This window comes from Acidobacteriota bacterium, assembly GCA_003225175.1.
Taxonomy (GTDB): domain Bacteria; phylum Acidobacteriota; class Terriglobia; order Terriglobales; family Acidobacteriaceae; genus Gp1-AA112.
Genome location: QIBA01000039.1, coordinates 123770 through 138216, shown reverse-complemented (window position 1 = coordinate 138216; position 14447 = coordinate 123770). Strand labels below are relative to the sequence as shown.

The following is a 14447-nucleotide window of genomic DNA, read 5'->3' as shown; positions in this document are numbered from 1 at the left end:
TAGGCAGCCTGTCATTCCGAACGAAGTGAGGAATCCCTACTCTCACGAGAATGCATAGGCACAGTAGCGATTCCTCGCTCGCTCGGAATAGCACGGAGAGACGGCAATGGGATCCCTCTTCCAAGACGTCCGTTACGGACTCCGCATGTTGCGCAAGAGCCCTGCTTTCACAGCCGTCGCAGTTCTCACACTGGCGCTCGGAATCGGCGCGAACACTGCCATCTTCACCGTTGTGAATGCGCTTCTCTTGAAGATGCTCCCCATCAAGGCGCCGCAGCAACTCGTGCTCCTCGGAGATCCGGGAATGGTGGGCGGCAGGTGGAATGGAACGCCGTCAATAGACTTCTTTTCCTATCCGCTTTATCGGGAATTTCGCGCCAAGACCACAGCCTTCACCGGCCTGGCTGCAGCGGCGGCTGAGGACCAGATCGAAATTAATTCCGACCCTCGCGGCGCAGCTTCGTCGGAGGTCGTCGATGGGCGGCTCGTAAGCGGCAATTACTTTCCCGTCCTGGGAGTGGATGCGGCAGCCGGACGTTTGCTTACTGAGAGCGATGATACTCAGGAGAGCGCGAATCCAGTAGTCGTGCTCAGCTATGGATACTGGAGCCGGAAATTCGCCCAGTCGCCCACGATCATCGGCAAAGAAATCCGCCTGAACGGGTATCCCTACACCGTCGTCGGGGTTGCTCAGCAGCGGTTCAGCGGCGATATCGTTGGTTACGATGCTTCAGTCTTCGTGCCGCTCAGCATGCAACCGAAGATTTACCGCCAAGAGGGCATAAGGAATGATCCGCATGTCTCGTGGCTTTCGTTAATCGGCAGACTTAGGCATGGCGTGTCGGTGACACAGGCAAAGGCTAACGTAAACCTTGTATTCCAGCAGGCGCTCAAGGGAGAGTACGGGGGAAGACTCAATGCTGACGATCACGGCGAAATCGATCATGCACAGATCAGTGTAGGTCCGGGCGGAGCGGGGTTCTCGCAGTTTCGGGAAGAGTACCGGGCTCCGCTTGTTTTGCTGATGGGCATCGTCGGGCTCGTTCTGCTCATCGCCTGCGTGAATGTCGCCAATCTTCTGCTGGCACGAGCACGCAGGAGGAGTAAGGAAATTGCTGTGCGCCTCGCGATGGGGGCAAGTCAAAGGCGGTTGCTGCAACAGCTGTTAACAGAAAGCATTCTGCTCGCATTCCTGGGAGGCATCTGCGGGGCCTTGCTCTCCATTTGGGGAGTGCGGCTGCTGATCAGACTCTTTGTTTCGGACGCGGCACCGTTGCCCCTCGCTCCCGACCTTCGCGTTTTTTCTTTCACGATGACGGCTTGCCTGCTCACAGGAATTTTGTTCGGCGTTGTTCCAGCCTTAAGTGCTCTCAAGGTGCAAGTGAATCCCAGCCTGAAAGACGCGAGTGTCGTTTCGGAACCGCGCTCTCGGATCGGCTGGGGTAAGAGCCTTGTTGCCGGGCAAGTTGCGCTGTCACTTCTGGTGCTGTTCGGCGCGACCCTTCTGGTACGCAGTCTGCAAAAGTTAATGAGCCAGGATCTTGGCTACGAAAGCAATCGCATTGTCGTCGCGCACCCTGGGGCTTCAGCTGTCGGATATAAAGGCGAACGGATGAAGCAGCTCGCACAGGAGCTGAGTGCCCGGTTGTCCACTATTCCCGGAGTTCGCGGCGTTAGCTATTCTCGGAACGGTCTGTTGGGAGGCGGAGAAACCGCCGATGCCATTATTGTTCCAGGTTTCACGGCAGCGAACCGGGACGATCGGCAGGCCCGCGAGGACTCCGTTGCGCCGGATTATTTCGCTACAGTCGGAATTCCCATTCTCCTTGGGCGCGGCATCAACGCGCAGGATACTGCGACCTCCACTCGCGTCGCCGTGATCAACCAGGCAATGATGAAGCACTTCTTCCATGGCGAGAATCCGCTTGGGCGCCAGTTCGAGATTGATGATCCGCCTGAAAAGGGCAAACCGTTCACGGTAATCGGCGTCTCCAAAGACGCGAAAGACCACGGCGGATTTTTGCGCAGCTCTACGCCTCCTCGATTCTATTTCGCTTTTCAGCAGGACCGTGAGCCGCCGCGCTTCGTTCTTGAGGTTGTCACCCATCGCGATCCCAACACGGTCCTCACCGAAATAAGAACTCAGATCAAAGCGGCCGATGCCAATCTGCCGATCTACAGCCTTTATAGCGTTCGTTATCTTCTGGAGAGAAATCTCAGTAACCAGATCGCATTGGCCAGACTCTCGGCTTTCTTTGCAGGATTAGCGCTCCTTTTGGCCGGTGTTGGTCTCTACGGACTCATGTCGTACACGGTTGCTGGAAGGACGCGGGAGATTGGCATCCGGCTTGCGCTCGGCGCGCAGCGGAAGGATGTTCTGAACCTGGTATTGCATGAAGGCTTGTTGCTGATCGGGATCGGTCTCGCGGTTGGAATTCCGTTGTCGCTGGCCGGCAGCCGTATGCTGCACAGCTTTCTGTTTGGATTGAAAGGGACTGATCCGGTTTCGCTGGCGATGGTGATCGCGCTCCTCGGAGTAGTCGGAGCGATTGCAGGATTTATTCCTGCGCGTCGCGCGACGAAAGTGAATCCGGTGGTGGCGTTGAGATACGAGTGATGGGAATCGGGTGATCGGGTGATCGGGTCAAGTGAAAAGCAGAGTCTCAGTTGGAGCCACTCTTTTGCCGTTGCTGCGAATAGCGAAGTTACGCCACTGCAGAGTCAGAAAAATCGTCATGCCTGGAGTCTTACTTCACCCGATCACCCGATCAACCAAGATGCTTGAATTATGGAAACCTTATACCAGGATCTTCGATACGCGCTGCGACTGCTGCTGAAGAGCCCCGCCTTCACTTCCGTAGCCGTACTCACCCTTGCCCTTGGCATCGGAGCCAACACGGCGATCTTCACCGTAGTGAACGCAGTGCTCCTCCGCATGCTGCCGATCAAAGATCCGCAGCAGCTAGTAGTTGTTGGCGATCCGACGCGAGCCAACGGCCGCTCCAACGGAACTCCGCGCACCGACATATTCTCCTATCCGCTCTACAAAGAGCTGCGCGACAGAAATTCTGTGTTCATTGGACTGTGCGCAGCCGCAACTGACCATCGCGTCGAGGTCGCCGGTCAGGGTCCTTCCGATGAACGCGTGATCGGACGCATGGTGAGCGGTAATTATTTTCCGCTGCTGGGACTGGCGCCGGCTGTAGGGCGACTGTTCTCCGATTCTGATGACACCGCAGAGAATGCCAATCCCGTTGTGGTGCTGGGTTATGGATATTGGCAGCGAAAATTCGCGCTTGCTCCTTCCGTTGTGGGGAAAGATATTCGCTTGAACGGGTATCCCTTCACCGTCGTCGGCGTGGCTCCGTCTGGCTTTGATGGTGACGTCGTCGGCGAAGAGATGTCCCTTTATGTTCCTCTCAGCATGCAGCCGGAAATTGTTCGCGGGCGAAACTGGCGCAACAAACCAGGCACATCCTGGCTCTCGCTGATAGGCCGGCTAAAGCCCGGCATGACCGCCGAGAAGGCGGAAGCCGAGATGAACGTAATCCTGCAGCAGTCGGTGCAGGGAGCATACGGAGCAAGGTTGAGCGCCGATGACCTGAAGTTCATGCGCACAGCAAAGATCAAAGTCGCTCCTGGTGGCGGAGGCGTCTCGGAACTTCGCGGCGACTATCGCATTCCGCTCCTGCTCCTCATGGGGATTGTTGGTCTCGTCCTACTGATTGCCTGTGTGAACGTGGCCAACCTGCTGCTGGCGCGAGCCTCGGTCCGCGGCAAAGAGATCGCCGTCCGCCTGGCAATTGGCGCGAGCCGAAGACGCTTATTACAGCAGCTCTTTACAGAAAGCATCCTGCTTGCTTTTGCCGGCGGTGTTGCCGGCTCTCTGCTGGCGATCTGGGGCGTGAGGGTGTTGGTCAGAATCTTCGATTCCAGCGCCGCGCTTCCGCTGGCGCCCGATTGGCGCGTCCTCAGCTTTACCATCGCGATTTGTCTCCTTACTGGAGTTCTCTTTGGCCTGGTTCCGGCGGTGCGCACGTTGAAGGTGCAAGTGACTCCCGCGCTAAAGGAGACGACCGCCGTGCTTGCTGAATCGCGTTCCCGTTTTGGATGGGGTAAGGGGCTAGTCGCAGGACAGGTCGCACTCTCGCTGCTGGTGCTCTTCGCCGCCAGCCTGCTGGTCCGGAGCCTGCAAAAAGTGATGACGCAGGATTTCGGCTATCAGCGCGACCATTTAGTTATTGCTCGCATGGATCCGACTGCCGCAGGCTACAAGAGCGACAAGATGAAGTTATTGGCGCAGCAGCTTGTGACCAGGATCTCCAGCCTTCCGGGAGTGCGGAATGTAACGTATTCCGTAAATGGCTTATTTGCCGGCAGCGAGTCGGGAGACGCGGTCATCGTTCCCGGATTTAAGGCCAACGATGATCGTGATCGCGTCTCGATGGAGGATTATGTTGGTCCCGGCTACTTCGGAGCAGTAGGAATTCCCATTTTGGCGGGGCGTGGCATTGAAGGCCAAGACACGGCGACGTCTATGCGCGTGGCCGTCGTAAATGAAGCAATGGTGAAACACTTCTTCGGTGGTCTGAATCCCTTGGGCCGGCAGTTCACCATTGACGATGCCAATGAATTGGACAAGCCCTTCACCGTGGTGGGAGTCTCAAAAAATGCCAAGGACCACGGCAGCGGTCTGCGTGAAGAAGTAAAGCCGCGCTTCTATCAGGCTTTTCAGCAGACCCAAGATCCGACACAGATTATCCTCGAAGTTCAAGCGAGCGGCGCGCCTTCCGCAGCAATTTCGACGATTCGCGGAGAAATCAAAGCTGTCGATCCTCGCATTCCCATCGGATCCTTGAACACGCTGGATGGACTAGTAAGAGGCAGCGCCGCCGACCAGATTGCACTCGCCAAACTGTCCGCATTCTTTGCTGGCTTAGCTTTGCTGCTCGCTTGTGTCGGACTGTACGGAATCATGTCGTACACAGTGGCAGGACGGACGCGCGAGATCGGACTACGGATGGCGCTCGGAGCGCGGCGCCTCGACGTGCTCCAGCTCATCTTGCGCGAAGGAATGTGGCTCGTTGGATTCGGCCTGGCGATCGGCATTCCGCTGTCGCTGGCGAGCAGTCGTCTGTTGTCGAGCATGTTGTACGGACTGAAGAGTACTGATCCGGTATCGCTGTTCGCAGTGATCGCAATATTGGCAGTCGTAGCGGTGTTTGCTGGATACATTCCGGCTCGCCGCGCGACCAAGGTCGATCCAATGATTGCGTTGAGGTACGAGTAGTCAGAATCGGGTGATCGGGCCATCGGGTGAAGTGAACTTCAGAGTCTCAGTTGGAGTCGCTTTTTTGTCATCGGTGCAGGTCGCGTGAGTACAAGACTTCGAAATCAGAAACATCTTTGGGTTTGGATCCCTACTTCATCCGATCACCCGATTGGCTAAGACATTTAAATTATGGAAACCCTATACCAAGATCTTCGCTACTCACTACGCAATCTTGCCAGGACGCCTGCTTTCACTGCAGTTGCTCTAATCACCCTCGCTCTCGGCATCGGCGCGAACACTGCGATTTTTAGTGTGGTTAACGTAGTCCTGTTGCGAGCGTTGCCGTATGCCGATCCTGATCGGCTCGTTGTTCTTCTTCACAAAGGCCGCAATCCTGCCAGCCACGGCAACTTCATGGACTGGAAACGCGACAACCATGTCTTCGAAAGCATGGCTGCCGCGGAATCATGGACACCAAATCTGACCGGCGTCGACAATCCTCAGGAGCTTCCTGGATTGCGAGTGACCCCGGAGATGTTTCCCACGCTCGGCGTAGCTCCGCTGCTCGGCCGGAACTTCACGGCTGACGAAGCCCACAAAGGGAAAGATCGAGTCGTAGTCCTGAGCTATTCGTTATGGCAGCAGCAGTTTGGCGGGGACAGACATGTCCTCGGCCAGACCATGCAGTTGAATGGCGAGCCTTACACCATTATCGGGATAATGCCGAACGGCTTTCGCTTTGCTCCATTTTGGGCAAACAAAGCTCAGATATGGACTCCGCTGATTATTGAGGAAGGCAATCGCGGTGGCTTCAGCCTGCGAATCTTTGCTCGACTGAAGCCGGGCGTGACGCTGGAGCAGGCTAGAGCGGAGTTGGCGACGATCAGCGCACGGCTTGAGGCTCAATATCCAGGCACGAACAAAGATGTCACTCTCACGCCGCTGAAGGACAAAGTTGTTGGCGATCTTCGCCCTGCTTTGCTCGTACTGCTCGGGGCCGTCGGTTTCGTTCTCCTGATCGCTTGTGCCAACGTTGCGCACATGCTGCTCGCGCGAGCTTCGGCACGTCAGCGTGAGATTGCGGTGCGAACAGCACTTGGTGCAAGCCGAGCACGGCTCCTGCGCCAATTTCTGGTCGAAAGCGGACTGCTGGCGCTGAGCGGCGGAGCACTGGGAGTGCTGCTGGCGATCTGGGGCATGCGCGTTGTGCTCGCGTCCGCTCCGGCCGAGCTTCTGAAATTTGGAGATATTGGACTGGATGGCAATGTGCTGTTGTTTGCGGTCTTGACATCGCTGATCACAGGAATCGCCTTCGGCCTGGCCCCGGCTCTGCAGAGTTCGGCGTTCAATCTTGTCGACGCGCTCAAAGAAGGTGGACGTGCAACCGGCACCGGCCGCCGCAGCAGCCGCACGCGAAGTTTGCTGGTGGCATCTGAATTCGCTCTCGCGTTGGTGCTACTCGCCGGCTCCGGCTTGATGATTCGCACGTTTGCGGCTCTTCAGGCGATTGATCCGGGATTCAATCCTCATCACCTGCTCACGATGGTGGTCTCGACCGCGGGAGCAAAGGAGGCCAGCGTCGCTCGTGCAGCATTCTTTCAATCATCGGTCGAAAAGATCCGTACACTGCCCGGTGTCACATCCGTTAGCGCAATCAATCATCTTCCGCTCGGCGGCGACATCTGGGGATTTACATTTAGAGTTGAAGGCCAGCCCATTCCCAAAAAGGGCGAGGAGCCAGTGGCGGCCTATCGCGTGGTGCTGCCGGGCTACTTCCGAACAATGAATATTCCCATTCAGCGCGGACGGGACTTCACGCCCGCCGACAATCAAAGCGCACCCGGCTTGATCATCGTGAACGAATTTCTCGCTAAGCGCTACTGGCCCGGCGAGGAGGCCGTCGGCAAGAGACTCTCGACCAATGATGGCAAGAGCTGGTTGACCGTAGTGGGAGTCATTCCCAATGTTGTGCGAAGTGAATGGACGGCCGAAGCGGAAGAGGAGTTTTATTTTCCTTATCTTCAAAGCTCGGACTATCTGAACTCGTCGTCGCCACACCAGGCCTACTTAACCTTCGTGATTCGGAGCTCGGGCAATGCCGCACTAGAAAGCGCGGCGATTCAACGCGCAATACATTCCCTCGACCGCAACGTGACCGTCTCGGAAGTCGAGACGATGGATGAAGTCGTGGCTGATGCGAATGCGCAACCCCGCTTTTATGTTTATCTTCTCGCGGCCTTTGCTGGTGTGGCGTTGATATTGGCTGCAGTCGGGATCTATGGCGTGATGAGCCATTCAGTCTCGCGGCGTACGCATGAGATGGCGGTGCGCATGGCGTTGGGAGCGCAGCGATCTGAAGTGATGCGTCTGGTAGTTGGCGAGAGCATGTTGCTTGCGGTCATCGGCGGGTTGGTTGGGCTCATCGGGGCGCTCGCTCTCACTCCATTAATGAAAACACTGCTTTATGGAGTGCGGACCAGCGATCCTGCGACATTCGCCGTTGTCGCTTCAGTTTTGGGAATCGTGGCAGCGCTGGCGAGCTACATTCCAGCGCGGCGGGCAACCAAGGTAGATCCAATTGTAGCGTTGAGATACGAGTGATTTTCTTTATCGTCATTCGGACCGAAGTGAGAAATCTGCACCGGCGTGAAGATGTGGCGATGGCCCCCAGGTTTGCTGGTGGTTGCGATAAATCTGCACAGTCATACTGAGTCGTAAAGCTTATGGCTCTCGATAGGGATTCCTCATTTGGTTCGGAATGACAATCGTGGAGAGGTGACAGATGGATACTCTTCTGCAAGACCTCCGGTATGCGCTGCGAATCCTCCTCAAGAATCCAGCATTCACGCTAATTGCTGTGATCACGCTCGCGCTCGGAATCGGAGCGAACACGGCCTTGTTCAGCGTAGTGAATGCCGTGCTCTTGCGGCCAATGCCGTATTCGCACCCCGAGCAGCTCTACGCGCTGAAGGGCGGACAATCATGGCCCGATCTGTACGACATACAACAACAGGCGCATTCGCTGTACAAAATCGGCGCCTATGCTCCCTGGCAATTCGATCTGGTTGGCAGCGGGGAACCGAAGCTCGTCGATGCCGCACTGGTGTCGCTCGATCTGTTTCCCGTTCTGGGCGTGAGTGCTCAGAACGGCCGAACATTCGGCAGCGCTGACGATTTGATCGGCGGGGCGCGCGTGGCAGTGCTGAGCGACCGCTTTTGGAACGAGAATTTTGGAGGCCGTGCTGACGCTGTAGGGAGCGCCTTCACGCTTGGGGACAACGGCTACACCGTAATCGGCGTAATGCCACCTGAGTTCCGGCTACCTAGCGGTACCGCCGAAGTCTATGTCCCATTTCGGGTCGGCTATCCCGAGGCTGCGCCATATCGCGGTGTTCACATGCAGTCCGCTATCGTAAGGCTTCGTTCGGGAGCCACACCGGGCCAAGCGCAAGCTGAGCTGGACATTATTGCGAAGGTCCTGGCGCAAGCCCATCCCGACGAGAACCGTGATCGCAAGTTCATTGCAATCTCCTTGCAAGACCGAATCACCGGCAATATTCGCCCAGCGCTACTCATGCTCTTTGCGGCGACTGTGGTCGTGCTCCTGATAGCCAGCGCTAATTTTGCCAATCTTCTGCTTTCGAAGACGGCAAGGCGACGGCAGGAGATCGCCATCCGCATGGCTTTGGGAGCAGCGCGCACTCGTCTCGTCCGTCAGCTTATTACCGAGAGCACATTGCTCGCTCTCGTCGGTGGACTTGCCGGCCTTGTGCTTGCTTATTGGGGACAACATGCGCTCGTCATGCTGAAACCGAAGAATCTCGGCAATATCCCACCTTTTGCGATTGACGGTTGGGTGCTTGCATTCGCCCTTGGAGTCTCGCTCTTGACTGGATGCCTCTTCGGCTTGCTGCCCACAATCGAGCTGAATGCCGCCGGCAAGGGAAGCTCGATACGCGAGAGCATCACGGTAGCGCAGTCCAGATTTGCGAATCGTCTCCGCCAAGCTCTCATCGTAGGAGAACTTGCGCTCTCGCTGGTTCTCCTATGTGGCGCCGGCCTGCTGCTTCGCAGCCTGTGGCGTGTGCAGGGCGTCAATCCTGGGTTCAATCCCGATAGCGCGGTGGTTTCCCACATCTGGCTGCAGCAGAAGCAGTACGACTCCTCCGACGTGCAGAATCGATTCTTCACGCAACTTCTCGATAATTTGCGGGGGATCCATGGAGCAAAGTCAGTCAGCCTCGTTACCGAGCTGCCATTGAGCGGTAACTTCATTACACACAACTTCCTCATTAACGGAAGACCCCGTCCTCCGGAGGGAAGCGAGCCTGAAGCGGCAACGAATCTCATCACTTCTGACTATTTCAAGACGATGCAGATTCCCGTTTTGGCAGGGCGCATTTTCACCGACGCCGATCGTGAGGGCGCTCCTCCCGTTGCGATCATCAACGACAGTATGGCGCGCCAATTCTTTGCGGGTGAAAATCCCATCGGACAGCAGGTGCGCTACGCGCGTCAGAAGACTCCATATTGGATGACCATTGTCGGAGTGGTTGGCGATACGAAGGATCTTGGTCTTGATGAAGCCAAAGGGGGCGATCCACTCGCGCTTGTTCCCGAGATGAAACAGGCGGTTTGGCATCTGAACAGCCAGATTCCCGTAACTTCGGTGTTCCTCGAATCATACTTACTTGAACAATCGATCGGGCCGCGCCGAATTAATACGCTGTTGCTGATCACGTTTGCCGCAACGGCACTGCTGCTGGCAGTGATCGGGTTGTACGGCGTGATCTCGTACGCGATGGCTCAGCGCACTCGCGAAATAGGTATTCGCATGGCGTTAGGAGCACGACGAGCGGACGTCCTGTCCATGGTCTTCGGAGAAGGTCTGCGACTGGCACTGATCGGCGTTGCTCTTGGATGTGTCGGTGCGCTAGCCAGTGCGAGGTTCATCTCTTCGCTGCTGTTCAACGTGAAGCCCCTTGATGCCGCCAGCTTCATTGGCGGTTCGATACTCCTTGTCTTAACTGCGCTGCTGGCTACCGTGATTCCAGCAAGACGAGCTGCGAGCGTCGATCCGGTAGTGGCTTTGCGATATGAGTGAACATAATCGCGTGATCGGTCCATCAGGTGCTTGGATGAAGCAACTTACGGAATCAACTACGTGCGTGAAGCTCGCGTGACGTCGTTTGCATGAGGTTGAAAGCCGAAGATTTGGTGCCGGTGCTCGCGCAGGAACCACAGGCAGCAGGAACTCACGAACCAAAGCATGGCTGCGCTTGCGAGTATCAGCCAAGATGAGTGCCGCGGCAGCAGCAGCCAAACGAACAACGCAAACAAGACGAGTCCAACGCTTCCCATGACTGCACCCGCGGCATCCAGAGCCGCGGCATCGCGTCCGCGCTCCTGGCCGTTTAATGCCTTCTGCGCCTTCTTTTCAATCTCGTGCTTCTCTACCAGCGTGGCGCTTGCCGGGAAGATTGCCGGGAATGCGAGGAAGAGTCCGCCTATGGCCGGACCGAACTTTCTGGCGAGCAATGCAGCAATCACACTGATCGCTCCGCCGAGAGCGAAACGAATGGCGCATTCGTACCATTTCGTCTGCCGCAGCGATTTGGGATCGAGCTTAATGCGCATATTCGTCTATCTCAACCAGAGATACCAGGCTCCAAAAGCAACAACAAACCAAGCCACTATCGCCGAACTGGTGGCTGGAAGCGCGCGCAGGTGCTTTCTCTTGAGAAGCCAAGTTACGATTACGCAGTAAACGAGCAAAGCGCCGGCGCCGGCGATCATGGAATGGGCCTCGAGCGCAGCGTAATCACTTCCGTTCTTTGCGATGGTTAAGCCCAAGGTCGCCAAAGCCACGGAAGGAGCAGCTCCGAAAATTCCAGCAAAACTTTTAGGTTTGAAAACGTCGCCGATCACGGCGAAGGCGGTAACAAATAAACCGCCGATGATGAAACGAATGGCAATGTCGCCCAAGAGCTCTCCTTACAATTTCCGTTACAGGGGTTAAAAGTGAGATGCAGTCGTGAGTAGGCGTGCCGCCGTCGAAAGCCGTTCCGCTATAAGCGGAGCTGCACGACGGCAATGACCACGGCGCGAGCGCTCGCTGCATCTCACTGAACGAGGAGAACTTTCATGGCAAAGACTGCAGCACAGATCCTCGTGGATCGGCTAATCGAGTGGGGTGTGGACACGATTTTTGGACTGCCTGGCGACGGCATTAACGGAATCATGGAAGCGTTACGGCAGCGGCAGGAGCGCATCCGCTTTATTCAGGTTCGGCATGAGGAATCTGCTGCGTTTATGGCGTGCGGCTATGCGAAGTTCACTGGCAGGTTGGGAGTGTGTCTAGCGACGTCAGGTCCAGGCGGCATTCATCTGCTGAACGGTTTGTACGACGCTAAGCTGGATGGGCAGCCGGTGCTCGCGATCACCGGCATGGCCTATCACGATCTGATCAACACACATACACAGCAGGACGTGGAGCTCGATAAACTCTTCATCGATGCGTGTGTCTACAACAATCGCATCATGGGACCGGCGCATGTGGAGAACACAGTCGATATTGCTTGCCGCACCGCGCTTGCCTATCGCGGAGTCTCACACATCACGATTCCCGCAGATATCCAAGACATAAAACATGACGAACGCTCGAAACGAAACGTGCCGCAACATTCCGCTGACATTTTTGCGCGTAGCGCACGTCTTCCCAGCGAAGCCGATCTGCGCCGGGCGGCTGACATTCTGAATAAAGGCAAGAAGGTCGTGATCCTTGCAGGCCAAGGCGCACTTCAGGCCACAGATGAACTCGAGGAAGCCGCGGAGCTGCTGGGTGCGCCGATCGTGAAGGCATTGTTAGGAAAAGCCTGCGTTCCCGACGATAGTCCTTACACAACCGGCGGTATCGGGCTTCTGGGTACACGCCCCTCGCAAGAGGCGATGGAGAGCTGCGAGACGCTGCTAATCGTCGGCACATCTTTCCCCTACATCGAGTTTTATCCCAAACCGGGAGAGGCGAAAGCCATCCAGATCGATTTGGATCCGAAGCGGATCGGCTTGCGGTATCCAATCGATGTCGGACTCATCGGAGACAGCTCACGTTGCTTGGCCGAGCTGAACAAGCTGCTCAAACGCAAGTCGGATCGCAGTTTCCTGCAGAAGGCGCAGAAGGGAATGCGGGAGTGGAATAAGCGGATGCAGGAGCAGGCGACGACTAGCGATAAACCAATGCGTCCGCAGGTGATTGCCTATGAATTAGGGAAGCGACTGCCTTCCAATGCCATCGTCACCAGCGACAGCGGCACAATTACTACCTGGTGGGCTCGGCATATTCCAGCGAAGCGAGGTCAGATGCATTCCTGTTCCGGGAATCTGGCGACCATGGCCTGTGGCTTGCCCTATGCAATTGCAGCGGCTGCTGCACATCCCGATCGCCCAGTATTTGCATTCGTCGGAGATGGTGGGTTTTCGATGCTAATGGCCGATTTGGTGACTGCAGTGAAGTACCAGCTTCCTATCCGGGTGGTGGTGATTAAGAACAATGTGCTCGGGCAGATTAAGTGGGAGCAAATGGTGTTCCTGGGCAATCCCGAATACGGAGTCGAGCTGCATCCGATTGACTTTGCTGCATTCGCGCGCGCGTGCGGCGCCGATGGGTTCACCATCGAGGACCCAAAACAGTGCGGGTCAATCCTGAACGAAGCCCTCAAAGTCGATGGACCCGTCCTGATTGAAGCAGTCGTGGATCCACTGACGGCGCCGATGCCAGGCAAAGTCAAAGCGGAGCAGGCTACGAAATTTGCGCAGTCGCTCCTGCGAGGTGAACCCAACCGAGGCAAGATCGCATGGGAGAACATCGTGGAGGACCGAGTCAGAGAGCTGGTTTGAAACCGGTTAGCCACGGAGATACAGAGAGACGGAGCAGGAAAAAAGCGGCAATCTCATTTACTGAAGTGTAGTGCGAGAAGCCTCAAAAATGCGTCTCTGTGGTGAAATGCCCTTTCTCCTGGAATTAGAATCGACGAAACGTGCTCGTCTCCGACTTCGATTTTCATCTTCCTGAAGAACTCATCGCACAGGAGCCGCTCGCGGATCGGGCGGCTTCGCGAATGCTCATGCTGAACAGGTGCACCGGGGCATTTAGAGATGATCAATTCCGGAATTTCCCCGAGCATCTGCACGCCGGCGATGTCCTGGTACTCAACAACAGCCGAGTTTTTCCCGCCCGGCTTTTCGGACATCGCTCCGGTGAACGTGCGCAGCCGCTCAGCCCACGGAACCCAGCTTCTCGCGAATTCCTGAAAGGACGCGTGGAAGTTCTTTTGACGCGGCAGCTCGGCAATAGCGAGTGGGAGGGGCTGGTTCGCCCGGGGCGAAAGCTCGGAGTCGGGGAGAAACTGCATTTCGGGGAAGATGAAGCGGGAGCTCCTCTGCTTGAAGCTGAGATTGTTGGCCGAGGAGATTATGGTGAGCGTCGACTGCGCTTCCATTCGCAACCGGCATTCTTCGAGAAACTTGAACGCCTCGGTCACATACCTCTGCCACCATACATCAACCGCGAAGATGAATCGTCCGATCGCGAGCGCTACCAGACCGTCTTCGCCCGCGATCGAGGATCGGCGGCTGCTCCTACTGCCGGGCTGCATTTCACGCCGCAGATTCTTGACGAGATCAGAGCCAAACAGGTTGAAATCGTCGAGCTCACCCTGCATGTCGGCCTCGGCACTTTTCAGCCGCTGCGCGAAGAAGTTGTAGAGAAGAACACTCTACACTTTGAGAACTACGAGATTAGCGCCGCCACTGCCAACATCCTCAATCAGGCGATCTCTGATCATCGCCGGATCGTTGCTGTGGGTACGACCGTCGTCCGCGCTCTGGAACATTCCGCGCAGCAGGGCAGCGGAAGGATCGTGTCCGGCAAGACTGAAACCAACATCTTTCTTTACGCTGGATTTGAGTTTCGCGTAGTCGGCGCACTGCTTACTAATTACCATCTGCCAAGATCCTCGCTGCTGATGCTGGTTTCAGCGTTTGCCGGACGAGATCATGTGCTGAAGGCGTATGCGCATGCGATCGACACGCGCTACCGATTTTTTTCTTACGGTGATTGCATGCTGATCGAATGAAAGCGACGATCCTGAAGCCGACCGCCGAACCCCGACTTCGT

Annotated in this window: 8 protein-coding genes; 6 read left to right on the top strand and 2 right to left on the bottom strand. The window is 56.5% G+C overall.

Features of this window, described 5'->3' with window-relative positions:
* Positions 1-106: 106 nt before the first annotated feature.
* The 4 genes from DMG62_09385 to DMG62_09370 all read left to right on the top strand — a co-directional run bounded on the left by DMG62_09385 (position 107) and on the right by DMG62_09370 (position 10376).
* Positions 107-2617: a hypothetical protein gene (locus tag DMG62_09385; GenBank protein ID PYY23292.1), complete on the top strand. Its 2511-nt coding sequence runs from the start codon at positions 107-109 to the stop codon at positions 2615-2617.
* A gap of 171 nt (positions 2618-2788) precedes the next feature.
* Positions 2789-5290 (top strand): permease, encoded by a 2502-nt coding sequence (locus tag DMG62_09380; protein ID PYY23291.1) that lies wholly within the window; start codon positions 2789-2791, stop codon positions 5288-5290.
* Positions 5291-5461: 171 nt separating this feature from the next.
* A complete protein-coding gene (locus tag DMG62_09375; GenBank protein ID PYY23290.1) occupies positions 5462-7873 on the top strand; it encodes a hypothetical protein in 2412 nt (803 codons plus the stop codon).
* 181 nt (positions 7874-8054) lie between these two features.
* Positions 8055-10376, top strand: coding sequence for a hypothetical protein (locus tag DMG62_09370; GenBank protein ID PYY23289.1), 2322 nt, complete (start codon positions 8055-8057; stop codon positions 10374-10376).
* 56 nt (positions 10377-10432) lie between these two features.
* Here the strand turns inward: DMG62_09370 and DMG62_09365 are convergent, their stop codons facing one another.
* A complete protein-coding gene (locus DMG62_09365; GenBank protein PYY23288.1) occupies positions 10433-10909 on the bottom strand; it encodes a hypothetical protein in 477 nt (158 codons plus the stop codon).
* 6 nt (positions 10910-10915) lie between these two features.
* A complete protein-coding gene (locus tag DMG62_09360) occupies positions 10916-11257 on the bottom strand; it encodes a hypothetical protein (GenBank protein PYY23287.1) in 342 nt (113 codons plus the stop codon).
* 159 nt (positions 11258-11416) lie between these two features.
* Between DMG62_09360 and DMG62_09355 the strand changes: the two genes are divergently transcribed.
* Together DMG62_09355 and DMG62_09350 are read left to right on the top strand one after the other, a co-directional pair.
* Positions 11417-13168 (top strand): pyruvate oxidase, encoded by a 1752-nt coding sequence (locus tag DMG62_09355; GenBank protein PYY23286.1) that lies wholly within the window; start codon positions 11417-11419, stop codon positions 13166-13168.
* Between the two features lie 140 nt (positions 13169-13308).
* Positions 13309-14406 carry a tRNA preQ1(34) S-adenosylmethionine ribosyltransferase-isomerase QueA gene (locus DMG62_09350; GenBank protein PYY23285.1) on the top strand — a complete coding sequence of 366 codons (1098 nt, stop codon included), beginning with the start codon at positions 13309-13311 and terminating at the stop codon, positions 14404-14406.
* Positions 14407-14447: the final 41 nt, after the last annotated feature.

Bases quoted from the DNA above. Each gene is read 5' to 3' on its own strand.
- DMG62_09370 (PYY23289.1), top strand. From the start codon at position 8,055: ATGGATACTCTTCTGCAAGACCTCCGGTATGCGCTGCGAATCCTCCTC.
- DMG62_09385 (PYY23292.1), top strand. From the start codon at position 107: ATGGGATCCCTCTTCCAAGACGTCCGTTACGGACTCCGCATGTTGCGC.
- DMG62_09365 (PYY23288.1), bottom strand. From the start codon at position 10,909: ATGCGCATTAAGCTCGATCCCAAATCGCTGCGGCAGACGAAATGGTAC.
- DMG62_09375 (PYY23290.1), top strand. From the start codon at position 5,462: ATGGAAACCCTATACCAAGATCTTCGCTACTCACTACGCAATCTTGCC.
- DMG62_09355 (PYY23286.1), top strand. From the start codon at position 11,417: ATGGCAAAGACTGCAGCACAGATCCTCGTGGATCGGCTAATCGAGTGG.
- DMG62_09380 (PYY23291.1), top strand. From the start codon at position 2,789: ATGGAAACCTTATACCAGGATCTTCGATACGCGCTGCGACTGCTGCTG.